The following is a 23,922-nucleotide window of genomic DNA, read 5'->3' on the forward strand; positions in this document are numbered from 1 at the left end:
AGTCGTCAATCGAGCACTTGCTTGGTGTGATTTTTGTAGCACTGAACGATTGATTGACGTTAACGTCAAACAGTTCGAGCATTTGCTCAAAAAAGCGCCTAGAATGCGCGCCCAATACATAAGGCGAATAACGCCAACCCTTTGTTCCGCCACAAGCTAGAACGAAGTAAGCCACGGTTGCAGCCCACATGGCAGCGACCGCCAGCCACAAGAAGGAGACATCATGGGAACCTCCCTTTCCCTGGACGACAAATACTCGCTGCCCGCGGGGCGCGTGTTCATGACGGGTACGCAGGCGCTGGTCCGTCTGCCCATGCTGCAGCAGCAGCGCGATACGGCCGCCGGCTTCAATACTGCCGGTTTCATCTCCGGTTACCGTGGTTCGCCGTTGGGTGGCCTGGATCAGGAGTTGATGCGGGCCAAGAAATACCTCGACCCGTACAGGATCGTATTCCTGCCTGGCGTGAATGAGGACCTGGGTGCGACCGCCGTGTGGGGTTCGCAGCAGGTTGGCCTGTTCCCGGGTGCCAAGTACGACGGTGTGTTTGCCATGTGGTACGGCAAGGGCCCGGGCGTGGACCGCTCCGGCGATGTGATCCGCCACGGCAATGCGGCCGGCTCCTCCGCCAAGGGCGGGGTGCTCCTGATCGCCGGTGACGACCACGCGGCCAAGTCGTCCACGCTGCCGCACCAGACCGACCATGCCTTCGACGCCTTCATGGTGCCGGTGCTGAACCCAGCTGGGGTGCAGGAGTTCCTTGACTACGGTATCCATGGCTGGGCCATGAGCCGTTATTCCGGTTGCTGGGTGACGTTGAAGGCGATCTCCGACACGGTCGAATCCTCGGCCATCGTCGATGTTGATCCCAACCGCGTGCAGCCGGTGCTGCCGACTGACTTCAAGATGCCGCCGGAAGGCCTGAACATCCGCTGGCCGGATCCACCGCTGGTACAGGAAGAACGCCTGCTGCACCAGAAATTGTACGCCGTGCTGGCCTATGTGCGCGCCAATAAGCTGAACCGCATCGTGGTCGATTCGCCCAAGCCCCGGCTGGGCATCATGACCGCTGGCAAGAGCTATCTCGATGTGATGCAGGCACTGGACGACCTGGGCATTGATGAACAGCTCGCGGCCGATATCGGTTTGCGTATCTTCAAGGTGGGTTTGACCTGGCCGTTGGAGAGCGAGGGCACGCATGCCTTCGCCGAAGGGTTGGACGAGATCCTGGTGGTGGAAGAGAAGCGCCAAGTGCTGGAGTACCAGCTCAAGGAGCAGCTCTACAACTGGAAGGAAGAAGTCCGTCCGCGCGTGATCGGCAAGTTCGACGAGAAGGGCGAGTGGACGCTGCCGGAAGGGCAGTGGTTGCTGCCGGCCGCCGGCGAGCTGACGCCCGCGATGATCGCCCGCGTGATTGCGAGCCGCATTGCACGTTTCTATACCAGCCCGGTGATCGAAGAGCGGCTGCGTTTCCTCGACGACAAGGAACACCAGCTCAAGAAGCCGCGCGACATCATCCTGCGCCAGCCTTATTTCTGCTCCGGCTGTCCGCACAATACGTCGACCAAGCTGCCCGACGGTTCGCTGGCGCTGGCCGGCATCGGCTGCCACTACATGGCCATGTGGGTGACGCCGGGCACCAAGATGTTCAGCCAGATGGGCGGCGAGGGTGTGACCTGGGCCGGTATCCAGCCGTTCACCGATACCAAGCATGTCTTCGTGAACCTGGGTGACGGTACCTATTTCCACTCCGGCATCCTGGCGATCCGGCAGGCGGTCGCGGCCAAGCTCAATATCACCTACAAGCTGCTGTACAACGATGCGGTCGCCATGACCGGCGGCCAGCATGTGGACGGTACGCTGACCGTGCCGATGCTGACCCGTCAGCTCGAGGCCGAAGGCGTCAACAAGATCATCATCACGACTGATGAGCCGGAGAAGTACCACGGCGTGCAGGGCCTGGCGCCCGGTATCACCATCAATCCGCGCGAAGATCTCGATCGCATCCAGCGCGAACTGCGCGAGATTCCGGGCGTGACCATCCTGATCCACGACCAGACCTGCGCGGCCGAGAAGCGGCGTCGGCGAAAGCGCGGCAAGATGATCGATCCGCCGCGCCGGGTCATGATCAACGAACGGGTTTGCGAAGGCTGCGGCGATTGCTCCAAGCAATCCAACTGCCTGTCGGTGATTCCGGTCGAGACCGAGTACGGCCGCAAGCGCAAGATCGACCAGTCGAGCTGCAACAAGGACTTCAGCTGCCTCAAGGGCTATTGCCCGAGCTTTGTGACGCTGGAGGGTGAGGTCAAGCCCAAGCGCTCCAAATTGGGCAAGGATGCCTACGCCAGCCTGCCGGAACTGCCGGCACCGACCTTGCCGGGTCTGGATCACCCCTGGGGTGTGCTGGTGACGGGTGTGGGCGGTACTGGCGTGGTCACCATCGGTGGCGTGTTGGGTGTGGCCGCGAAGATCGACGGCATCGGCGCCACCGTGCTGGACCAGACCGGTCTGGCGCAGAAGGGTGGGGCGGTTACCACTCACCTGCGCTTTGCCAGCGAGCAGAGCAAACTGCACGCTGTCCGTATCGCCGCAGGCGACGCCAACGTGGTGCTGGGCTGCGACATGGTGGTCACGGCGACCAACGACTGCCTGGCCAAGATGCGCCACGACTACACCTACGCGGTGTTGAATGGCTATGAAGCGTCGACCGGTGATTTCACCAAGAACCCGGATATGAAGTTCCCATCGCGTTCCATGCTCGACACGATCCAGAACACGGTCGGCGAGGGGCATTTCGACGTGGTGGACGCCACCCAGATCGCGACCGCGCTGATGGGGGATTCGATCGCCACCAATATGTTCATGCTGGGCTTTGCCTGGCAGCGCGGCCTGATCCCGATCAGCGAAGCGGCCATCATGCAGGCCATCGAGCTGAACGGCGCAGCCATCGAGATGAACAAGCAGGCCTTTGTCTGGGGCCGCCATGCGGCGCACGATCGTATCCGCGTCGAGAAGATCGCCTTCCCGCAGGTACGCGAGGCGATCAAGCTGGCCAGCCAGACCCTGGACGAGTTCATCGCCCGCCGCGTGACCGACCTGACCCAGTATCAGGACGCTGCCTACGCTGCCCGCTACAGCGCCTTGCTGGAACAGGTGCGCAGTGCCGAGCGTCGTGTTGCGCCCGAGTCGGAAATCCTGAGCTGGGCGGCGGCACGCGCCTATTTCAAGGTGTTGGCCTACAAGGACGAGTACGAGGTAGCGCGGCTTTACACCGATGGCGAGTTCAAGAAGCAGTTGGCCGAGCAGTTCGACGGCAACTACACGCTGAACTTCAGCCTGGGACCGACCTGGCTGCAGTGGCTGGCCAAGAATGGCCAGGCCAAGAAGTTCAAGCTCGGTAGCTGGGTCATGGGTGCGTTCGGCGTATTGGCCCAGCTCAAGGGCCTGCGCGGTACGGCGCTGGACGTGTTCGGCTATGCCGAGGATCGCCGGATGGAACGGCGCCTGATCGGCGAGTTCGAGCAGGGCATGCAGACGGTACTGGCTGGCCTCAATGCCGACAAGCTGCCGCAGGCTGCCGAGATCGTCGGCCTGATCCAGCAGATCCGCGGCTACGGCCACATTAAGCTGGCCAACTACGAAGCGACCAAGCGCGACTGGGATGGCAAGCTCAAGCAGTACCAGAGCACGACCCCGGTAGCCGCGGTGGCCGCCAAGCCGGCAGCAGTCCGCCTGTAATGGAGATCCCGGTTCACCGGGCCCCGAAAACAAAAACGCCACCCTCAGGGGTGGCGTTATTGTTTGTATTGCGATGTTTGAATGGTTGGCAGGTCGTGGTGCGGGCTCTCTTGTTCCATGCAGTGAAGCCCCGAGCGCTAGCGAGGCTCCCTCGCGGCGGCGAGGGCGGGGGGAGTAGGAGTAGATAAAGGGAACGCCGCACTCACAGACTGCGATGGGCTAGAGCGCACGACTCTGCCGGGCGCCTGCGCAGCGGCAATTCAACTGAACAGGCGCAGTTTAAATCCCTAGGCGTTCGCTGCCTGACGCATCTTGGCCAGGCTCTCTTGCATCTCGCGGCGGTAATTGAGGAAGTCCAGCTCAGGGGCTGGTGCACCGAGCTGCGAGGAGATGGCGATGACCTGGCCACGCTGGTGGGCATACTCGGCCACGAAATGGCTCAGGGCATCGTGCACCCAGTTGACATGGGCGATGCCGGAACTGGTGCGGTAGCGCAGTTCGCCCTCGAAGAATTCGTTCGGCTGGGCCTGCAGCCAGTGCTGGGTCTGCCGCAGGCTCTGACGCAGGGCCTGTTTCAGGTCGCGCCATTCCTCGTAGATGGGTTGGTCCAGCCGCAGGTCCGGCGCCTGGCCGCGCAGACGGTTGAACCACAGCAGATTGCTGATCAGGAGGTGGTTGTAGGTGGCGTGTACGCTCTTGTAGTACATGCCGGCGTCGCGTTTGCGAGCGTCATCAGACAGCTTGTCCAGCATGTCGAACAGCTTTTCGTTCGCCCAGTGCTGGTAGTCGATCTGGTACAGAAAGTGGGTTTTCCAGGAGATCACGATAAAACTCCTACATGCGGTGTGCACGCTTCAGTCTATGCCGATGCTGCTTACCCCGCAGTACCGGACAGCTCCCGGACCCGGCCGCTGGTCAGGCCTCCTTGAGCTTTTCCTCTATCAGCGCGTGCAATTGTTTGAAATCGGGCTCACCCAGGTAACGTTGCACGATGCGACCGTGTTTATCGATCAGCAGCGTGGTCGGGGTCAGTTTCACGTCGCCATACTGGCGAGCCAGTGAACCATCTACATCCAGTGCCACGAAGAACGGCAACTGCTTCTGCTCGGCATAGGCCGCCACGTACTGGGGCGGGTCGTAGCTCATCGCCACCGCGACCGTCTGGAAACCCTGGGCGGCATACTTGTTGTGGGTCTCGATCAGCTTGGGCATCTCGGCCATGCAGCCGGTACAGCTGGTTGCCCAGAAATTGACCAGTACGACCTTGCCCTGTAATGCCTGCTGGCTGGTCTGCTCCCCCTTGATGGAGGTGTACTGCACCGCCGGCGCCTTTGCCTGTGCGGTGTTGCCGGTCAGGAAGATGGTGCCCAGTGCCAGCGCGATGCCGGCGGCGACGCCGTATTTGATGATAGGTTTCATGTGGAACAGCCGCTACTCGTTGAGACATAGAGTGCGCGGCGTCTATAAAGTTGCCAGAATCAGTATTGTATTGATTTTCCGGCATTTTTGCTGCGGACGGTATAATCCGCGCCCTTTGTTCCCCGCCTGCCCCTGCCAAGGCGGATGATGGCGATACTGCGAGGACAAAGGCAGTGGCCCGACGGTTGGTGGCCGCTGCGAACCCCGAACTGTGCCGGTAGCCCCAGGGGTTGCCCGGCCTGAAAGTGAAAGAAGAGACATGGCGATCCAATGGTTCCCCGGCCATATGAACAAGGCGAAGAAGCAGATCGCCGAGACCATGGCCAAGGTCGACATGGTGATCGAGGTGCTGGATGCGCGCCTGCCGCGCATCACCACCAACCCGCTGATCCATGAGCTGCGGCTGCACCGGCAGCGTCCCAGCCTCAAGATCCTTAACAAGGCCGACCTTGCCGATCCGGCCGTGACGGCCGCCTGGGTCAAGCATTTCCGCCAGGAAGCCAATACCGAGGTGATCACCCTCGACGAAGCCGGCAAGCTGCGCGACACTGGCAAGGTGCTGGCGCTGTGCCGCCAGCTGGTACCGCACCGCACCGGTGGCGAAAAGCCGGTACGGGCCATGATCCTGGGCGTGCCCAACGTGGGCAAGTCGACCCTGATCAATGCCCTGGCCAAGCGCAAGCTGGCCAAGGTGGCCGATACCCCAGGCGTGACGCAGAGCCAGCAGCGCATCGAACTGCCGGACAGTACGATCCTGGTCGACACGCCGGGCATGATGTGGCCGAAGATCGCCTCCAATAACGACGGCTACAAGCTGGCCTTGTCCGGCACCATCGGTCGCAATGCCTTCGATGCGGTGGACGTGGCCTGGTACGCGATGGGCTGGATGGCGCTGCACTATCCCGAGGTGATCCGTACCCGCTACAAGCTGCCCGATATCAGCCAGCCTGGCGATGTGTTGTTCGAGCAAGCGGCGCGGGCACTGGGCTGCGTGCAGTCCGGCAATCGCATCGATACCCAGAAGGCTGCCGAGCGCATCCTGGTCGATTTCCGCGCCGCGACGCTGGGTCGTATTTCGCTGGAGAAGCCGGGCGACACCATGGACATGGACCTGGGTGAAGAGGAAGAAGACGCAGTCGACGCGGCGGCGGACGAGCCGGAAGCATGACGCGGCTGGCGGTCCTGCTGTGGCTGTTGGTGCCGCTGGGGGTGCATGGCGTCGAGGTCGTCGATGAGGCCGGCAAGACGGTCCGGTTGGCCAAGCCCGCGCTACGCATCGTGAGCCTCAGTCCGCATGCGACCGAGCTGCTGTACGCCATCGGCGCCGGTGCGCAACTGGTCGGCCGCGACGGGGCCAGTGACTATCCGCCGCAGGCGGCCAAGCTCAGCAACGTGGGCCAGTACGGTACCTTCAATGTCGAGGCCATCATCGCCTTGCGGCCGGACCTGGTCGTGGCCTGGGAAGGGCCTCAGGCCGGCGTCGCCACCGAGCGGCTGCGTTCGCTGGGCATTGCGGTCTACGCCAGCCAGCCAGCGACGATCGCTGCCATTCCCCAGGCCATGCGTGCGCTCGGCACGCTGGCCGGACGGGATGGCGAAAGCCCGGCCCGCCGCTTCGAGACTGCCTGGGCCGCCATGGAGGCCCGCTATCGGCAGCGGCCGGTGCTGAAGGTGGTTGCCCAGGTCGGAGCCGAGCCGGCCATGACGGTCAATGAGCAGCAATTTGTCAGCGGCGTGTTCCGGGCATGTGGCACGGTGAACCCGTTCGGGGCAGAGCGCGCTGCGGTGCCCCTGATCTCGGCGGAGTCCCTGCTGGTAATGCGGCCTGACGTCATCGTGGCGCTGGCGAAGCCTGAAGCCGGCGAGACCTGGCTGGCACCGTGGCGCAAGCTGCCGTTGAAAACCGCCTACCTGACGGCCGATCCGGACACGCTGGGACGGCCCGGACCGCGGCTGTTGCCGGCCGCACAAGCCCTCTGCCAACGCCTGGATGCGTTACGACAGGCCAGGGTTGGCAAAATCGACTAGAATTTGCCGCATGACCTTCAGACCACAATGCCATGGAAGCTGAACTCCATATCCTCGAAGACCGCATCAAGACCCTGGCGGCCTTGTGCCAGCAACTGCGCGGCGAGAACGTCGAGCTGCGTCAGACCGTGCTGGTACTGAAGAACGACAACCGTCGCCTTACCGACAAGATCGAGGGCGCCGCGGCCCGCGTGGATGCCTTGCTGGCCCGCTTGCCGGCTGAGGAAGTTGAGCAGGAGGACGCCGAATGAGCGAGATCAAGCAACTGGACGTTACCATCATGGGCCGCGAGTTCCGGGTGGCCTGTCCGCCGGATGAAGAAGTCGCGCTGATGGAGGCGGTTGCCTTCCTGGACCGCAAGATGCGGGACATCCGCGATAGCGGCAATGTGATGGGCATCGACAAGATCGCCATCATGGCGGCGCTGAATATCTCGCACGAGTTCATGAACACCCGCGTGACCGGCGGTTTGGACATGGCGGACTTTAGGCGTAGAATCGGTCGCATGCAGGAAACAATCGACGAGGCACTGAAGGAACAACAGCAGTTGTTCTAGGTCCGAGTCCCTCCTGCCCCAGTTTTTAAAGTTTCCCTGCGGCGTTCGTTCCGGCTCGATATTCTTTGAACCAATATATTGAACCGGGTTGTTGGCTTGATACGCTGGTTGCGCTCACCCCTAGTCGGATGAGCCTGAAAGTCGTATCGCTGGCGACCACTTGAACCTCTGGTTCAAGATGTGAGCCGGGACGGCGCTCGCGGGGATCCCCATCCCGTACTGACTATTCCCCCACTACCTATGACCGACAAAGCCAGCTTGCGCCGTGAATTGCGTAAGCGTCGCCTGGCGGTACCGGCACGTCTGCAGCAGGCCGCCGCACATCGCGTGGCGCGGCGGGCGCGGCCCTTGCTCCGGCGCGGGCAGCGGGTCGCGGCCTATATGGCCCTGGGGTCGGAGCTCTCGCTGCAGCCCCTGATTGCGCTGGCCCAGGCACGGGGTGCCGAGGTATTGCTGCCGCTGGTGCCGCGGCGCGGACGCAGGCTGCGCTTTGTCTCGCTGAGCGCGGGTGTGGGCAGTTGGCGGCGTAATCGCTACGGCATACGGGAGTATGTCAGCCGCCATGTGCGGGCGGCCCGGCAGCTCGATCTGGTGTTCCTGCCCTTGCTGGGGTTTGACGACACCGGTGGTCGGCTGGGTCAGGGCGGTGGTTACTATGATTGCAGCTTTGCCTTCCGGGCCGATGGCCGGGGTGGGCGCCATCCCCGGCTGGTCGGCGTGGGCTTCGATTGCCAGCGGGTAGGGCGGCTGGCACGTGAAGCGCACGATGTGGTGCTGGATGCGGTACTGACCGAGCGCAAGCACTACCGCTGCCGCCCCGGCCTGGCGTCAGTCGGCTAGATCCGGTTCGAAGAACAGCCACTGCACCTGCGGAAAGCTGGCCTTGAGGCCGACCTCGAGGCGATTGATCTCGGCCACCAGTTGCTCGGCGCTGTCGGCGACGACTTGTGCCTTGACCGCGACCATGACCTGATTGCCCAGTTGCAGCGTGATCAGCTTGAATACCCGGCTGACGGCGGCGTCGGCTTCCAGATGTTGCTGGATGGCACTGCGGACCGCCGGTTCGACGCTCTGGCCGATCAGGAGGCCCTTGATCTCCACCCCGATGAAGATGGCGACGGCGATCAGCAGGATGCCGATGCCGACGCTACCCAGGGCATCGAACATCGGGTTTTCGGTCACGATTGAGGCCGCGATGGCGGCCAGCGCCAGGACCAGGCCCAGCAGGGCGGCGATGTCCTCGCCCAGGATGACCACCAGCTCGCTTTGCCGGCTCTCGCGCGCCCAGCGCCAGAGCGAACGGTCCTCACGGGCCTTGTTGATTTCCTTGAGGCAGCCCCAGAGCGAGAAGGATTCGGCCACGATGCCGAACAGCAGCACGCCGATGGCGATCCACGGAGCTTCCATCTGCTCGGGCTCCGACATCTTGTGCAGGCCTTCGTAGATGGCGAACAGGCCACCCAGGCTGAACAGCATGATGGCGACGATAAAGGACCAGAAGTAGATGGCCTTGCCCCAGCCCAGCGGATAGTCCGGCGAGGGGGGCGTCTTGGCGACCTTGAGTCCCCAGATCAAGAGGCCCTGGTTGCCGCAGTCGGCGAAGGAGTGGACGGCCTCTGCCAGCATGGCGCCGGAGCCGGTATGGATGGCGGCAGCGAACTTGGCGACGGCGATGGCGAAGTTGGCGGCGAGGGCGTAGAAGATCGATTTCAGCGAGTCGGCTTGTGCGGACATGATTCCTCCGCCTGTGAGTCTAGTTTGATTTGCGATGCCGACCAGCTTTTTCACGCCCCGGCCTGAATATAATGCGGCCAGCCCGCTTGCAGCCTGGCGGTTCCGGCGCGATAGTCCGGTTCTGACTGGTATCCGGGGAGGGGAGTGGTATGCGCTATTGGCTGATGAAGGCGGAACCCGACGACGTGGGTATAGACGACCTGCCGGGTCGGCCCGACCAGACCGTGGGCTGGTATGGGGTGCGCAACTACCAGGCCCGCAATTTCATGCGGGACGGGATGCAGATCGGTGATCGCGTCCTGTTCTATCACTCCGGCGTGGCCGAGCCTGGCATTGCCGGCATCGTCGAGGTCTGCTCCAGCCCCTATCCGGACCCGACCCAGTTCGATCCCGAGAACAAGTATTTCGATGCCAAGTCCACACTGGAGACGCCGCGCTGGATGCAGGTGGACGTGAAGCTGGTCAAAAAGACGGCCTACCTGAGCCTGGCGGCCATGCGCGCCGCACCCGAGCTGGAAGGTATGCAGGTGCTGGCGCGCGGCAATCGCCTGTCGATCACGCCGGTGGAACCGCAGCACTGGCGTGCGATCATGCAAAGACTGGGCGAGGCGGCATGAGTGGGTTGGTGATTGCCGGCTTTCTCGCGACCGGTGCCGTCGCCGGTCTCCTGGCCGGCCTGCTGGGCGTGGGGGGCGGGCTGATCATCGTGCCGGCGCTGGTGGCCATCTTCGAGGCCAGCGGCTTTCCGTCGCAGCATATCCTGCACCTGGCCCTGGGGACTTCGCTCGCCAGCATCGTGTTTACCTCGCTTTCCAGCCTGCGGGCCCACAACCAGCGCGGTGCGGTGCAGTGGCGCACCGTACGTGGCATGGCCGCCGGCCTGATGCTGGGCACCTTTGCCGGGGCCTGGCTGGCGGCGCGGCTGCCTTCGCTGGGGCTGAAGTGGTTCTTCGTCCTGTTCGCCTATGTGGTTGCGGCGCAGATGCTGTCGGGCTTCAAGCCCAAGCCGACGCGGCAACTGCCGGGCTGGGGGGGTCTGACGGTGGCCGGTGGCGTCATCGGTGGGGTATCGAGCTTTGTCGGTATCGGCGGTGGCTCGCTGTCCGTGCCTTTCATGACCTTGTGCAATGTGGCCATGCAACAGGCGGTGGGGACTTCGGCGGCGCTGGGCCTGCCGATTGCCCTGGCCGGCCTCGCCGGCTATGCCCTCAACGGCGCGGGTGTGGCGGGGCTGCCGGCCGGCAGCCTGGGCTTTGTCTACCTGCCCGCCTTGGCGGGGGTGGTGCTGGCCAGTATCCTGACGGCTCCCCTGGGGGCGGCATTGGCGCACCGCCTGCCGGTTGCCACCCTGAAGAAATGTTTCGCGGCCCTGCTGATCCTGATTGCCAGCCGCATGTTGATTGGACTTCTGAACCCATGACCGTACGCAACGAACTCTATCCTGCCATCGAGACCAGCCGCAGCGGCATGCTGCCGCTCGATGAAGTCCACACCATGTACTGGGAGGAGAGCGGCAACCCGGACGGGGTGCCGGTACTGTTCCTGCATGGCGGCCCGGGTGCCGGCGCCAGCCCCAAGCATCGGCAATTCTTCGACCCGGCTTTCTATCGCATCGTGATCTTCGATCAGCGCGGCGCCGGTCGCTCCACCCCGGTAGGGGAGTTGCGCGACAACACCACCCAGCACCTGATCGCCGACATCGAGAAGCTGCGCACGCTGCTGGGTGTAGAGCGCTGGCTGGTGTTCGGTGGTTCCTGGGGGTCGACCCTGGCGCTGGCCTACGGCGAGGCCCACCCCGAGCGCTGCCTGGGCTTTGTGCTGCGCGGGGTGTTCCTGTGCCGGCAGTGGGAGATAGACTGGTTCATGCAGGGCATGCGCCAGTTCTTCCCCGAAGCCTGGTCGCGCTTTGCTGGCTACCTGCCGGCCACCGAACGGGACGACCTGCTGGCTAACTACCATCGCCGTCTCAACGACCCCGCCCACACCGTGCACATGCCGGCGGCGCGGATCTGGAGCGTGTACGAGGGCGAATGCGCCACGCTGTATCCCGACCCGGCCGTACAGGCCAACTACGGTAGCGACAATGTGGCGCTGGGTGTGGGTCGAATCGAGGCGCACTACTTCGTGAACCATATCTTCCTGCCGGAGAACGACCTGCTGGCGCAGATCGGCCGTATCCAGCATCTGCCGATGATCACCATCCAGGGGCGCTACGACGTGCTGTGCCCGCCGGTCTCGGCCTGGGAGCTGCATCAGGCCTGGCCGGGTTCGGAGCTGGAGATCATGCAGGATGCCGGCCACTCGGCCTGGGAGCCGGCCACCACGCGTGGCCTGGTCGCCGCTTGCGAGCGCATGAAGACCCGGATGGATGTGAGCGTCTGAGCGTCCTGCAGCGCCCAACAAAAAAGCCCGATCATTGCCGGGCTTTTTTGTTGGGTACGGTGATCGGTCAGACCACTTCCTCGACCCACAGCATGGCTTCGATCTGGGCGCGATTAGCGTCGTTCTTGCTGATCTGGGCGGCGACGAACAGCCCGGGGTCGGTCGGCAGGTTGCCATCCTCGCAGGCCAGGGCCAGATTCAGCAGCGCGGCGTAGGGCCCGCGTTGTTCCAGCAGCGCCTGGCTGATCTCGGCCGGCAGGTTCAGCTTGTCCAGGATCGTGTTCATCGGCTGCTTCAAGAGCGCGTCCAGCATCGAGAACATGCCGGTGGTGAACAGCTGGTCGCGGCCGTTGCGGTCGAACTGCTTGGCGCCCAGCGTCTCCATCATGCGGGCACGCAGCAGCGCGGTTTCCAGCAGGATGTTCTGGTCGGCTTCCTGGCGTTCATGGCTGAACAGCAGCAGGGTGAGCCAGCGGTACAACTGCTTGTGGCCCAGCACGATCAGCGCGCGGTCCAGCGCATCGACCTTGGTCAACAGACCGGCGCCCGGCGAGTTTACATAGCGCAGCAGCTTGAAGCTGAGCATGGGGTCGTACTTGATCGCGTTGGCGATGACCTGGGGCTCGGCTTCGGCCCGTACCAGGTTGAGTACCTCAAGCAGGCGCAGATAGCTCGCATCGACGGCGTCGGCGGAGGAGAGCTCCTTGTGGCGCAGGTAGCTACCCTGCAGGTAGTGCACCTGCAGTTGCCGGCAGACCTGCAGTTCCTCGAAGAAGTGGATGTCGCCGACCAGCAATTCGGCATCCGGCGCGGCGTTGGCGGTGGCAGAGATGACCCGCGACAGCTCGGTGACGTCTTTGTCGGTGACGGACAGCTTGTGGTAGTCGGCCAGCGGGAACAGGGGGATCAGCGCAGCATCGAGCGGAAAGTCGTCGAAGCCGAGCTGAAAGCCCTGGGTCTTGAGTTTTTCCAGCAGTTCCACGTGGAGCAGCGCGTCGCGGAAGAACTCGGCATCGTAGTGCAGCATCAGCACGAAGCGGCCCTTGGGCAGCTTGGCCAGCAAGGGGCTGTCGAGCGACCAGACCGATACTTCCAGGAAGATGCGCTTCTGGCCGAAAGCCTTGGTCGATTCCTCGGCCAGGAAATTGCGAATCAGCACCTCGTCGTACAGCTTCCAGACCGAGTTGACCATCTTGGCCTTGCGCTTGATCACACTGTCGCGCAGGCGGAAATCGTAGCCGACCACCTTGAGCTCACGGTCCAGCACGATCTCGCGCTGCAGGATGGTGTCGGTTGGCGCACCGGCGACATAGCCGGCCTGGCCGGGGGCTGCGCCGAGCGGGCCGGTCACCGGCGTGGTCGGATGAGGGGTCGTGCCAAAGCTGCTGGGTGCAGGCTCGGGCGCGCCGCTGCCGAACATCTTCTTGATAAGTCCGAAGACCATGGATGTCTGCCGTTTCGAATGGATAGCTGTCGTCTGTGAGGATAGCTGGACTCGCGGTCGGCCACCAAGTGGTACACGCGTCCGGGAATGAAAAAAGCCGCCGGAAGCGTCGCTTCGGGCGGCTGGTCGCTGGACGGGCGGCTTAGCCGGTCAGCTTGTCCAGGGCTTCCTGGTATTTGGCGGCGGTGCGGTCGGCCACGTCCTGCGGCAGTGTCGGAGCGGGGGGCGTCTTGTTCCAGCCGGTGCTCTCGAGCCAGTCACGGACAAACTGCTTGTCGTAGCTCGGCGGGTTGCTGCCGGGACGGTACTGGTCGGCCGGCCAGAAGCGGCTGGAGTCGGGCGTCAGGGCTTCGTCCATCAGCGTCAGCGTGCCGTCTGCATCGAGGCCGAACTCGAACTTGGTGTCGGCAATGATGATGCCGCGGGTGGCGGCGTACTCGCTGGCCGCGACATAGAGCTTGATCGCGGTATCGCGCACCTTGGCGGCGAGGTCGGCGCCGATCTGCTTCACCAGCTCGTCATAGCTGACGTTCTCGTCATGGTCGCCAACGGCGGCCTTGGTGGAGGGGGTGAAGATGGGCTGGGGCAGCTTGGCGGCTTCCACCAGGCCGGCGGGCAAGGGCATGCCGCAGATGGTGCCGGTCGCCTGGTAGTCCTTCCAGCCGGAGCCGGCGATATAGCCGCGTACGATGGCTTCGACCGGTACCGGCTTGAGGCGCTTCACCACCACGGCGCGGCCTTCCACCTGGGGCAGGTCAGCGGCGCTGACCACGTCCTCGGCCTGTTCGCCGGTGAAATGGCTGGGCACGACATCCTTGAGCTTGTCGAACCAGAAGTTCGAGATCGCGGTCAGGATCTTGCCCTTGGCCGGGATGGGTTCGTTCAGGATCACATCGAAGGCCGACAGGCGATCGGTGGCGATCATCAGCATGCGCTGGTCGTCGATCTCGTACAGATCGCGGACCTTGCCGCTGTAGATCTTCTTCAGGCTGCTGAGGTTGGTCGTGGTGAGGCCGTTCATAGCGGTGCTTCCAGTAGGTCGGAAAGACTCCGACAAAGTGGGTGTAGCCGGACCAAGGCAGGCCGGCAAGGTGATTTACAGCGTGTCCTTGATGGCTTCGGCCTGTTCCAGTGCCGCTGCAGCGCTGGGAGCCAGCACGCAGTAGTGGCCCATCTTGCGACCGGGCCGGGCTTCGGTCTTGCCGTACAGGTGCAGATGGGCGTTGGGCGCCTGCATCAGGACTTCCCAGTTCGGTTCGGCACTGTCGGCTCGCCAGACATCGCCGAGCAGGTTGACCATGACCACCGGCGACAGCAGGTCAGTGCGGCCCGGGTGCAGTGCGCACATGGCACGTACCTGTTGTTCGTACTGGCTGGTGACGCAGGCGTCGATCGTGTAGTGGCCGGAGTTGTGCGGACGCGGGGCGATCTCGTTCAGCACCAGTTCGCCGCCATCGAGCACAAAGAATTCGACCGCCAGCACGCCGACATAGTCGAGCGCTTCGGCCAGTTGTATCGCCATCTGCTGGGCTCGTGCGGCCAGTGCGGGATCAACCTGCGCCGGCACGATGCTGATATCGAGGATGCCGCCCGCGTGGCGGTTCTCGGCCACCGGGAAGACCGCGACTTCGTGCGGGTTGGTACGGGTGACGATGGCGGAAATCTCGCAGGCCAGCGGCAGCATCTTTTCCAGCACGCAGGCCTGGCCACCCAGGTCGGCGTAGGCAGCGCGTGCTTCCTCGGCCGTCTTGACCCGGACCTGGCCCTTGCCGTCGTAACCGAGGCGGGCGGTCTTGAGGATGCCGGGGAGGTAGGGCGACAGATCGTGGTTCAGGTCGGTGACCGTCTCCAGCGCGAGGTAGGGGGCGGTGACAAGACCGGCCTTGCGGATCCAGCTCTTTTCCAGGATGCGGTCCTGGGCGATCGCCACGCAATCGCCGGACGGGCTGACCGGGACATGTTGTGCCAGCCAGCGCATCGAGTCCGCGTTGACGTTCTCGAACTCGGTCGTCACGGCGGCACAGGTCTCGGCCAGTTCCTTCAGCGCGGCATGGTCGTTGTAGGCGGCGCACAGGTGGACATCGGCGAAGTCGGCTGCGGGTGCCCGGGCATCCGGGTCCAGCACGGTGACGCGATAGCCCATGGTCTTGGCGGCGACGGCGAACATGCGGCCCAACTGGCCGCCACCGAGTATGCCGAGCATGGCCGGCGGCAGGATGGGCTTTAGCACGGTACTCATGGCTTACTCGACATCCGGCAGGGTCATGGCCAGCACGGTGTTCTTCTGCTCTTCGCGGAAGGCGTTGAGCTTCTTGCGCAGCGCAGGGATCTCGTTGGCCAGCAGGGCCACGGCGAACAGGCCGGCATTGGCGGCGCCCGCTTCGCCGATGGCGAAGGTGGCGACCGGAATGCCCTTGGGCATCTGCACGATGGACAGCAGCGAGTCTTCGCCGCGCAGGTATTTGGAAGGTACGGGTACGCCAAGCACCGGAACGGTGGTCTTGGCGGCCAGCATGCCCGGCAGGTGGGCAGCGCCACCGGCACCGGCGATGATCGCCTTCAGACCGCGCGTCTCGGCGCTGGCTGCGTATTCATACAGCAGGTCCGGTGTGCGGTGGGCAGAGACGACGCGCGCCTCGAACTGGATGCCGAAGGCTTTGAGCTGGCGGGCAGCATGTTGCATGACTTCCCAGTCAGAGTTGCTGCCCATCACGAGGCCGACTTGAATCATCGGGTAATCCCCTGTTTCAAAAAGCGGATTCTACAGAAAATCGGCTTTACGCCAAAACACGATGATGAACCGGCGCTGCACCTGTGCATCCCCTTACTCACCCGGTCAGTGACGAGGGCCGGCCCGCTGGCAGGCCCCGCAATGGAAACGGCCCGCCAGATGGCGGGCCGTTTGTCTTGCTCCTCGTACTTCCCCAACTTACTGCAACGGCCCGTTCCCCAACGGGCCGCCTTACTACCTGATGCAGGCTTACAGGTTGTAGGCCTTTTCGCCGTGGCTGGTCACATCCAGGCCTTCGCGCTCTTCGTCTTCCGGTACGCGCAGACCGATCACCAGATCAACCAGCTTGAACGCGACGATGGAGACGACGGCGGAGACGACGATGGTGGTCAGCACGCCCTGGGTCTGGATCCAGACCTGGCCGCCGATCGAGTAACCATCGGCCACCTTGTTGGTCACGTAGTCCCAGACACCGGTGCCGCCGAGGGCTGGGTCTGCGAATACGCCGGTCAGGATGGCGCCGAGGATACCGCCTACGCCGTGCACACCGAACACGTCCAGTGCGTCATCGGCACCCAGCAGTTTCTTCAGGCCATGCACGCCCCACAGGCAGACCACACCAGCCAGTACGCCGATGGCCATGGCACCGCCGACACCGACGAAACCGCAGGCCGGGGTGATGGCAACCAGGCCGGCAACGGCACCGGAGGCGGCGCCCAGCATGGAGGGCTTGCCCTTCCAGATCCATTCCACGCCCATCCAGGCCAGTGCGGCCAGTGCGGTGGCAACCCAGGTGTTGATGAAGGCCAGGGCGGCGATGCCGTTGGCTTCCAGCGCGGAGCCGGCGTTGAAACCGAACCAGCCGAACCACAGCAGCGAAGCGCCGATCATGGTCATGGTCAGGCTGTGCGGGGTCATGGCTTCCTTGCCGTAGCCGATGCGCTTGCCGACGAAGTAGGCACCCACCAGGCCGGCAACGGCAGCGTTAATGTGCACCACGGTGCCGCCAGCGAAGTCCAGCGCGCCCTTGGCGAACAGCCAGCCCGCAGCGGCGGTGGCCGCTTCGGCCGCCTTGGCGTCGGTGTAGGCGTCAGGGCCGACCCAGTACCAGACCATGTGTGCCATCGGCAGGTAGCTGAAGGTGAACCAGATCACCACGAAGGCCAGCACCGCGGCGAACTTGGCACGTTCGGCGAAGGCGCCGAGGATCAGGCCGCAGGTGATGGCGGCGAAGGCACCCTGGAACACGACATAGATCAGTTCCGAGATCACCACGCCCTTGGACCAGGTAGCGGCGACGGAATCCGGCGTCACACCCTTCAGGAACAGCTTGCTCAAGCCACCGTAGAAGGCGTTGAGGCCGCCGCCGTCGGTAAAGGCAATGCTGTAGCCGTAGATAACCCACAGGACCGAGATCAGGCAGAACACGACGAAGACCTGCATCAGCACGCTGAGCATGTTCTTGCCGCGTACCAGGCCGCCGTAGAACAGGGCGAGGCCAGGAATCGACATCAGGATCACGAAGGCGGTGGCGACGAACAGCCAGGCATTGTCGCCCTTGTTCACGACCGGTGCCGGTGCGGCGACGGGGGCAGCAGGTTCGGCTGCCGGGGCGGCAGCGGCTTCCACCGGCTTGGCGGGTTCGGCGGCCGGTGCCGCAGCAGGTGCTTCGGCCGCGGGAGCGGCGGTAGCGGCAGGTGCGGCTGCCGGGGCGTCTTCGGCCCAGACGGCGCCGAAGCTCATGGCGCCGGCCAATGCCAGTGCAGTAAGCAGTTTTTTCATGTTCTGTTCTCCCTGGGCGGGCTTACAGCGCGTCCGCGCCGGTCTCGCCGGTACGGATACGGATGACTTGTTCAAGATCGAAGACGAATACCTTGCCGTCACCGATCTTGCCGGTATTGGCCGCCTTCTCGATGGCCTCGATCACTTGCTCGACCATGTCGTCCTTGACGGCGATTTCGAGTTTGACCTTGGGCAGGAAGTCGACCACGTACTCCGCACCGCGATACAGCTCGGTGTGGCCTTTCTGACGGCCGAAGCCTTTGACTTCGGTAACGGTGACGCCCTGCACGCCGATGGCGGACAGTGCTTCCCGTACCTCGTCAAGCTTGAACGGCTTGATGATGGCGCTAACGAACTTCATCTTCGCTCCTTGAGGTGTTTAACCAGGAAACTACTCGGTGGGTGGTGATTAGCATGGGTCGTGCCAAGAAAATATAGCCAGCCAAATCAAGTGCTTGTACTGGATTTCCCTAGGTGCAATCGCGAATTTGCACTGTTTTGGTGCGGCTGTTCCAGTCATGGCGCGCCGATGGTGCGGCCGCTCGGGGCGGCGCAGATTTGCTAGACTGGAGACCTGATTGAGATAACCGAGGAATCACCATGCTTGCGCAACGTCTGTTCGATGAAGTCAGTGGAAAGCTGTCCGATGTACTGGCGGCCGGACCGGCCCGCGACATCGAGAAGAACGTGCGGGCCGTCCTGTCAGCGGCTTTTGCCAAGCTGGATCTGGTGACGCGCGAGGAGTTCGAGGTGCAGCAAGCCGTATTGGCGAAGACGCGCGAGACCCTGACTGCACTGGAAGCCCGCATTGCGGCGCTCGAAGGCCAGGCCAAGGGCGAACCGGTCGCGGCCGACAATCCGCAGGACGATTTCTGAGTACTTATCCGGGCCGGATGATCCGGCCCAGCAGCCAGCTGTCCATGGCTTCTGCCGACATGGGACGGGCGAAGTAGTAACCCTGGGCCACGTCGCAACCCTGCTCGCGCAGGAAGGCCAGTTGGCTGGCGGTTTCCACGCCTTCCGCGACTACCGTCAGACGCAGGCTCTGGCCGATGCCGACCACCGCGCTGGCCAGAGAACGATCATCCGCGTCGGTATCCAGATCCCGTACGAAGCTCTGATCCAGTTTCAGCTCCCCCACCGGGAAGCGCTTCAGGTAGCCCAGGCTGGAATAACCGGTACCGAAGTCATCCACTGCCAATGTCACGCCCATGGCATCCAGCTGCTGCAAGGCCTGCAAGGTGGTGTCATCGCGCACCATCATCAGGCTTTCGGTGATCTCCAGCGTCAGCTGGGTTGCGGTCAGCCCGTACTGATCCAGCATGGTCGCCACCATGGCCGGTATGTCGTCGTGACGGAACTGGCGGGCGGACATATTGACCGAGATCCGCGGTGGGGCAATGCCTGCGCGCTGCCAGGCGGCCATTTGCCGACAGGCTTCGTCGAGCACCCAGCGGCCGATAGGATCGATCAGGCCGCTTTCCTCCGCAACGGGGATGAAGCGGGCGGGCGACACCAGGCCCCAGTCGGGGTGCTGCCAGCGGACCAAGGCCTCGAGGCCGTAGAGATCGAGCGCGGCGATGCCGATCTGGGGCTGGTAGTGCAGCCGCAGCTCGTGCCGGCTCAGGGCCAGCCGTAGCGCGTTCTCCACGTCCAGCCGCTCCGCCGCGTCTTCGTTCATGTCGTGCCGATAGAAGCAGTAGGTGTTGCGGCCCAACTCCTTGGCGCGGTACATCGCGGCATCGGCATGCTTGAGCAGAGCATCGTAGCTCGGGCCATCCTGCGGATAGAGGGCGATGCCGATGCTGGCTGAGCCATTGAGGCTGATGCCATCCACGTCGACATTGTCGGCCGCGGCGGCGATCAGCTTGTCGGCCACGGCGGCGGCGCCCACGGCATCGCACTCCGGCAGTAGCAGCACGAATTCGTCGCCACCCAGCCGGCAGACCGTATCGGCGTCCCGTACCGCTGCTTCCAGCCGGTGCGCCACGGCCTGCAGCAGCCGGTCGCCGACCGCATGGCCCAGGGAGTCGTTGATGGTCTTGAAGCGGTCCAGGTCGGTGAACAGCAGGGCGAGCGGCTGGTTGTTGCGTTGCGCATGGGCGATGGCCAGTTCGGCCCGGTCTTCGAGCAGGGAGCGGTTGGGCAGGCCGGTCAAGGCATCGTAGAACGCCAGGGTATGGATGCGGTCTTCTGCGCGGCGATGTTCGATGGCGATACCGGCAAGGTCGGTACAGGCCTCGACGATGCGGCGGTGGTAGTCGCCAGGATGGCGTTGTTCCCGGAAATAGATGGCGAAGGTTCCCAATACCGAGCCATCGCTGGCACGGATAGGGCTGGACCAGCAGGCGCGCAGGCCATGGGGCAGCGCGAGCTGACGGTAGTCGTCCCAGAGCGGATCGGTTGCGATATCGCTGACTTCCACCGCCTGGTTGAGAAAGGCTGCCGTACCGCAGGAGCCGGCCCTGGGGCCAATGGGCGCGCCATCGATGGCCGCCACGAAGCTGGCGGGCAGGCTGGGTGCGGCGCCGTGCCGTACCCGTTGGCCGTCCAGCAGCAGGATGGAGCAGAGTGTGTCCGGCGCCAGCATCTCCACCCTGGTCGCCAGCAAATGCATGATCTGCTTGAGCGGATGGGCTGCGGTGATCGAGGCCAGTACGTCATTTTGCAACGCCAGCAGTCGTTCGCTACGGACTTGCTCGGCGATATCGCGCGAGTAGGCGACGATGCACTCCTCACCTTCGAAGGCGAGGTGGGTGGCATAGACTTCGATCGGAATCGACTGGCCGCTGCGGTTGCGCACTTCGGCCCGGAAGCTTCGGGCGCCGGCTTCCTTGACGGAGGTCCACAGCGTGGGCCACTCGGCAGCGCTGATCTGGGTATCGAACTCCCAGATGCGGCGGCCGGCCAGTTCTTCGCGCGGGTATTGCAGCGTGCGGGTCGCATAGGCGTTGAGATCGCGCAGCGTGCCGTCGGGGTTGACCCAGGCAATGGCGATATGTGCCTGCTCGACCGTATACAGGGTGAATCGCAACCGTCTTTCGGCCTCGGTCTGGCGGCCGATATCGTGCACGATGGAGTGGATCAGTGTGTGCCCGCCGACGGTAATGGGCGTGGCGTGGACTTCCACATCCCGTACCTCCCCGCTCTTGAGGCGATGGCGGAAGATGAAGTAAAGGCGTTCCTCGCGCGTGGCACTGGCCATTTCGGCCCGGACCTCAGCTTCGGACAGGGTGTTGATATCGTGGATGGTCAGCGCTTCGAACTCGGCCGCGTCGTAGCCATAGTAGTCGCGTGCCGCCGCGTTGGCGGCGACCACCTTGCCGCTCGCCGGGTCGAGCATCAGCTTGACCGCATTGCCGCGATCGAACACTTCACGGTAGGCCCGTTCGCTCTCGGCCAGGGCCTGCTCGGTCGCCTTGCGCTGGCTGATATCCAGGACGTAGGCAAACGCGCCGAGATAATTGCCCTTACCGTCGAACAGGGGCGATGCGGACACTTCGGCCCAGAAATGACTGCCGTCCAGCCGGCGGAATTCGAACTCGTGGGTTTCACGCACGCCGTCTCGGCGCCGGTCGACATTACGTGCGGCTGTCGCCTGGGCTGCCTCGTCCATGAACTGCCACATGGGCGCGCCCTGCAAGGTTTCAACGTCGCCGCCCAGCATGTTGGCCATGCGGGGGTTCATATAGGTCGTCCGGCTGTCGGCATCGATAATCCAGACGCCGTCCGCCGCCTCTTCCACCAGGCGCCTGAAAAACGCCGGATCCTCCATCCCTGCCTCCTGCGGGCTGCTTTGCAGATGGTCACCGTGTGCCTTTGCCATCCTGAATAACGTTATAGGGCGGTGTGGGCCTGGCTGCCCAACTCCGGAGGGGATAGCGCTCGGGGCGCTGTGCTAGAGTGCTGCGTCTCCACTGCCGAATCCCGCCGTCCATGAGCCTGTCGCTCAAGAGCATTCGCTATTTCATCGCCGTTGCCGAAGCCGAGTCCGTTACCGGTGCGACGCAGTCGCTGAATATTTCGCAATCGGTGGTGACCGAGGCCATCAAGTCACTGGAGGCGGAGCTCGGTGCGACGCTGTTCCAGCGCCATGCCCGTGGCATGGTGCTGACCCATGCCGGTCATCAGTTCCTGCGCCATGCGCACCAGATACTGTCGGCGGTACGCAACGCGCAACAAGCCTTGTCAGCCCGGCCCGACACCATGGTCGGTACGCTGAACGTCGGCGTGACGCCGCTGATGACGGGTTATTTCCTGCCCTATCTGCTGGACCGCTATCGGCGGGTGTTTCCCAAGGTCGACATCCAGGTGGTGGAGGACAGGCGCGACTACCTCGAGCACCTGTTAGTCAATGGCGAGCTCGATGTGGCACTGATGATGGTCTCCAATATCGAGAACAAGCAGGCGCTGGAAGCCGAGACCCTGATCGAGGCACCCTGGCGGCTATGGCTGCCGGCCAATCATCCGCTGCGTGAACTAGGGAGCATTTCCCTGGCCGAGATCAGCGACGAATCCCTGATCATGCTCAAGGTCGATGAGCTGGAAGAAAACACCCGGGCCTGGTGGCGGGCAGCCGGACTCAAGCCGCGCATGGCATTACGGACCGAGTCGGTCGAGGCGGTACGCTCGCTGGTGGCCACGGGTGCGGGGCTGTCCATCCTGCCGGACCTGCTGTACCGCCCCTGGTCGCTGGATGGAGACAGGCTTGAGGTGCGCAATATCCTGGAGGAGATGCCCAAGCTCGAGATCGGCATCGCTTGGCGGCGAGGCTCGGGGCTGTCCGAGGCGACCCAGAATTTCCTGATCGTGGCGCGTGAGCACAGCCGCGCCCACGCACGCTGATTTGTCTCAGCCGGCAAGCCGTTCGATGAATAGTCCGATGGTGATGATCATGATGACCAGCAGGCCAGTCATCTGTACCCAGCGGCGGGCTCGCCGCCAGAAGGGATCGCCGCTGCGTCGCTCCTGCCACAGGCAGATTCCCCATAGCACCACCAGCAGTACAAACAGGAGCCGCAACACGGCGAACATGGGCTAGATGCTGGCCGGGGTGTAGCGGTGGAAAGCGGCGGGTGCGTCGTCGGCGGAGTTGAAGCAGGCGTATTCCCAGGCGTCCGGGTCGGCCAGCAGTGCGCGCAGCAGCTTGTTGTTCATGGCGTGGCCGGACTTGTATCCCTCGAACGAGGCGATCAGCGGGTAGCCCAGGATGTAGAGGTCGCCGATGGCGTCGAGCACTTTGTGGCGGACGAACTCGTCCTCGAAACGCAGGCCGCCCTGGTTCAGCACCTTGTACTCGTCGAGCACGATGGCGTTCTCCATGCTGCCGCCCTGACCCAGGTTGTTGGTGCGCATGTACTCGACCTCATGCATGAAGCCGAAGGTACGGGCGCGGGCCACTTCCTTGATATAGGAGGTCTCGGCGAAGTCGAGCTCCACCGTCTGCGCCGCCTTCTGGAAGGCGGGGTGCTTGAATTCGATGGTCAGGCTGACCTTGTAGCCTTCGTGCGGACTCAGGCGTACCCATTTGTCGCCTTCGACCGCTTCGACCGGCTTCAGTACGCGCACGTAGCGCTTCTTGGCCGGCTTCTGTTCCTTCACCCCCGCCTGCTGCAGCAGGTAGAGGAAGGGCGCGGCACTGCCGTCCATGATGGGCATTTCGGAGGCGGTCACATCCACTAGCACATTGTCGATGCCGAGGCCTGCGAAGGCTGACATCAGGTGCTCGATGGTCGCCACCCGCACATTGTCTTTGACCAATGTGGAAGAGAGTCGGGTGTCGTTGACCAGCTCCGGTCCGACCTTGAAGCTGGGCTGTCCGGGCAGGTCAGCACGCCGGAACACGATGCCGGTGTCGACTGCAGCCGGCGACAGGGTCAGTTCGACCTTTTCGCCAGAGTGCAGGCCCACACCGACCGCGCGGATCGGCTCTTTCAAGGTGCGTTGGTAGATCATGGACAGCAGTACCTTCAGGGACAGTCAGGCCCCGATTTTGCCATATCGCAAAAGCGGTCTCGATTGAACCTTGCTATGACGGCATTAGGGGTCGATACGGCCCATGCCGCCCACGCGTCCTCATCGTAGCAAACAGGCCGCCATCCCGGTCTGAT

Annotated in this window: 23 protein-coding genes and 1 other RNA gene; 12 read left to right on the forward strand and 12 right to left on the reverse strand. The window is 63.7% G+C overall.

Annotated features, from left to right (window positions below; all coding sequences use genetic code 11):
• Positions 1-223: 223 nt before the first annotated feature.
• Positions 224-3,736 carry an indolepyruvate ferredoxin oxidoreductase family protein gene (locus tag ACYVHK_RS18305; protein ID WP_460535044.1) on the forward strand — a complete coding sequence of 1,171 codons (3,513 nt, stop codon included), beginning with the start codon at positions 224-226 and terminating at the stop codon, positions 3,734-3,736.
• Between the two features lie 287 nt (positions 3,737-4,023).
• Here the strand turns inward: ACYVHK_RS18305 and ACYVHK_RS18310 are convergent, their stop codons facing one another.
• Both ACYVHK_RS18310 and ACYVHK_RS18315 read right to left on the reverse strand, forming a co-directional pair.
• Positions 4,024-4,560, reverse strand: a complete 537-nt coding sequence (locus tag ACYVHK_RS18310) for a DinB family protein (protein ID WP_460535046.1) — start codon at positions 4,558-4,560, stop codon at positions 4,024-4,026.
• Between the two features lie 91 nt (positions 4,561-4,651).
• Entirely contained in the window at positions 4,652-5,155 is a 504-nt protein-coding gene (locus ACYVHK_RS18315) for a TlpA family protein disulfide reductase (RefSeq protein ID WP_460535048.1), read from the reverse strand.
• Between the two features lie 259 nt (positions 5,156-5,414).
• Between ACYVHK_RS18315 and ylqF the strand changes: the two genes are divergently transcribed.
• From ylqF to ACYVHK_RS18345, 6 genes are all read left to right on the forward strand, one after another.
• A complete protein-coding gene (ylqF, locus tag ACYVHK_RS18320) occupies positions 5,415-6,323 on the forward strand; it encodes a YlqF/YawG family GTPase (RefSeq protein WP_460535050.1) in 909 nt (302 codons plus the stop codon).
• Positions 6,320-7,183, forward strand: coding sequence for a TroA family protein (locus ACYVHK_RS18325; protein WP_460535052.1), 864 nt, complete (start codon positions 6,320-6,322; stop codon positions 7,181-7,183). Before ylqF ends, ACYVHK_RS18325 begins: the two co-directional genes overlap by 4 nt.
• A gap of 32 nt (positions 7,184-7,215) precedes the next feature.
• A complete protein-coding gene (locus ACYVHK_RS18330) occupies positions 7,216-7,434 on the forward strand; it encodes a hypothetical protein (RefSeq protein ID WP_460535054.1) in 219 nt (72 codons plus the stop codon).
• Positions 7,431-7,739 carry a cell division protein ZapA gene (locus ACYVHK_RS18335; protein ID WP_460535056.1) on the forward strand — a complete coding sequence of 103 codons (309 nt, stop codon included), beginning with the start codon at positions 7,431-7,433 and terminating at the stop codon, positions 7,737-7,739. The genes ACYVHK_RS18330 and ACYVHK_RS18335 overlap by 4 nt, the downstream gene beginning before the upstream one ends.
• 30 nt (positions 7,740-7,769) lie before the next feature.
• A non-coding RNA gene (ssrS, locus tag ACYVHK_RS18340) (6S RNA) lies at positions 7,770-7,949 on the forward strand.
• Positions 7,950-7,979: 30 nt separating this feature from the next.
• Complete coding sequence (locus tag ACYVHK_RS18345) at positions 7,980-8,579, forward strand: 5-formyltetrahydrofolate cyclo-ligase (RefSeq protein WP_460535058.1); 600 nt, start codon at positions 7,980-7,982, stop codon at positions 8,577-8,579.
• Here ACYVHK_RS18345 and ACYVHK_RS18350 read toward each other — a convergent pair.
• Positions 8,568-9,473 (reverse strand): cation diffusion facilitator family transporter, encoded by a 906-nt coding sequence (locus tag ACYVHK_RS18350; RefSeq protein ID WP_460535061.1) that lies wholly within the window; start codon positions 9,471-9,473, stop codon positions 8,568-8,570. The two genes, ACYVHK_RS18345 and ACYVHK_RS18350, sit on opposite strands and share 12 nt — an antisense overlap.
• Before the next feature lie 149 nt (positions 9,474-9,622).
• Between ACYVHK_RS18350 and ACYVHK_RS18355 the strand changes: the two genes are divergently transcribed.
• From ACYVHK_RS18355 to pip, 3 genes are read left to right on the forward strand one after another with little or no spacing between them, the layout of a single operon-like run.
• Positions 9,623-10,090 (forward strand): EVE domain-containing protein, encoded by a 468-nt coding sequence (locus tag ACYVHK_RS18355; protein WP_460535064.1) that lies wholly within the window; start codon positions 9,623-9,625, stop codon positions 10,088-10,090.
• Positions 10,087-10,893, forward strand: coding sequence for a sulfite exporter TauE/SafE family protein (locus ACYVHK_RS18360; protein WP_460535066.1), 807 nt, complete (start codon positions 10,087-10,089; stop codon positions 10,891-10,893). Before ACYVHK_RS18355 ends, ACYVHK_RS18360 begins: the two co-directional genes overlap by 4 nt.
• Positions 10,890-11,855 (forward strand): alpha/beta hydrolase family protein, encoded by a 966-nt coding sequence (gene pip / locus ACYVHK_RS18365; protein WP_460535068.1) that lies wholly within the window; start codon positions 10,890-10,892, stop codon positions 11,853-11,855. Before ACYVHK_RS18360 ends, pip begins: the two co-directional genes overlap by 4 nt.
• A 67-nt stretch (positions 11,856-11,922) precedes the next feature.
• On the opposite strand, the gene ACYVHK_RS18370 is transcribed toward pip, so the two are convergent.
• The 6 genes from ACYVHK_RS18370 to glnK all read right to left on the reverse strand — a co-directional run bounded on the left by ACYVHK_RS18370 (position 11,923) and on the right by glnK (position 18,173).
• A complete protein-coding gene (locus ACYVHK_RS18370) occupies positions 11,923-13,299 on the reverse strand; it encodes an EAL and HDOD domain-containing protein (protein ID WP_460535070.1) in 1,377 nt (458 codons plus the stop codon).
• A 142-nt stretch (positions 13,300-13,441) separates the two neighbouring features.
• Positions 13,442-14,320 (reverse strand): phosphoribosylaminoimidazolesuccinocarboxamide synthase, encoded by an 879-nt coding sequence (locus ACYVHK_RS18375; RefSeq protein ID WP_460535072.1) that lies wholly within the window; start codon positions 14,318-14,320, stop codon positions 13,442-13,444.
• 75 nt (positions 14,321-14,395) lie between these two features.
• Positions 14,396-15,538 carry a 5-(carboxyamino)imidazole ribonucleotide synthase gene (locus tag ACYVHK_RS18380; RefSeq protein ID WP_460535074.1) on the reverse strand — a complete coding sequence of 381 codons (1,143 nt, stop codon included), beginning with the start codon at positions 15,536-15,538 and terminating at the stop codon, positions 14,396-14,398.
• 3 nt (positions 15,539-15,541) lie between these two features.
• A complete protein-coding gene (gene purE / locus ACYVHK_RS18385; protein ID WP_460535076.1) occupies positions 15,542-16,030 on the reverse strand; it encodes a 5-(carboxyamino)imidazole ribonucleotide mutase in 489 nt (162 codons plus the stop codon).
• 249 nt (positions 16,031-16,279) lie between these two features.
• A complete protein-coding gene (locus ACYVHK_RS18390; RefSeq protein ID WP_460535079.1) occupies positions 16,280-17,812 on the reverse strand; it encodes an ammonium transporter in 1,533 nt (510 codons plus the stop codon).
• Positions 17,813-17,834: 22 nt separating this feature from the next.
• Positions 17,835-18,173, reverse strand: a complete 339-nt coding sequence (glnK, locus tag ACYVHK_RS18395; protein ID WP_331985104.1) for a P-II family nitrogen regulator — start codon at positions 18,171-18,173, stop codon at positions 17,835-17,837.
• Positions 18,174-18,412: 239 nt separating this feature from the next.
• On the opposite strand from glnK, the gene ACYVHK_RS18400 reads away from it, so the two are divergent.
• A complete protein-coding gene (locus ACYVHK_RS18400; RefSeq protein ID WP_460535084.1) occupies positions 18,413-18,688 on the forward strand; it encodes an accessory factor UbiK family protein in 276 nt (91 codons plus the stop codon).
• Between the two features lie 4 nt (positions 18,689-18,692).
• Here the strand turns inward: ACYVHK_RS18400 and ACYVHK_RS18405 are convergent, their stop codons facing one another.
• Complete coding sequence (locus tag ACYVHK_RS18405; RefSeq protein WP_460535087.1) at positions 18,693-21,638, reverse strand: sensor domain-containing protein; 2,946 nt, start codon at positions 21,636-21,638, stop codon at positions 18,693-18,695.
• 110 nt (positions 21,639-21,748) lie between these two features.
• On the opposite strand from ACYVHK_RS18405, the gene ACYVHK_RS18410 reads away from it, so the two are divergent.
• Entirely contained in the window at positions 21,749-22,657 is a 909-nt protein-coding gene (locus ACYVHK_RS18410) for a LysR family transcriptional regulator (protein ID WP_460535089.1), read from the forward strand.
• A 6-nt stretch (positions 22,658-22,663) separates the two neighbouring features.
• On the opposite strand, the gene ACYVHK_RS18415 is transcribed toward ACYVHK_RS18410, so the two are convergent.
• Entirely contained in the window at positions 22,664-22,846 is a 183-nt protein-coding gene (locus tag ACYVHK_RS18415) for a hypothetical protein (RefSeq protein ID WP_460535092.1), read from the reverse strand.
• 3 nt (positions 22,847-22,849) lie between these two features.
• Complete coding sequence (gene lpxC / locus ACYVHK_RS18420) at positions 22,850-23,764, reverse strand: UDP-3-O-acyl-N-acetylglucosamine deacetylase (protein ID WP_460535445.1); 915 nt, start codon at positions 23,762-23,764, stop codon at positions 22,850-22,852.
• Positions 23,765-23,922 lie beyond the last annotated feature (158 nt).

Source organism: Chitinimonas naiadis (assembly GCF_054780835.1).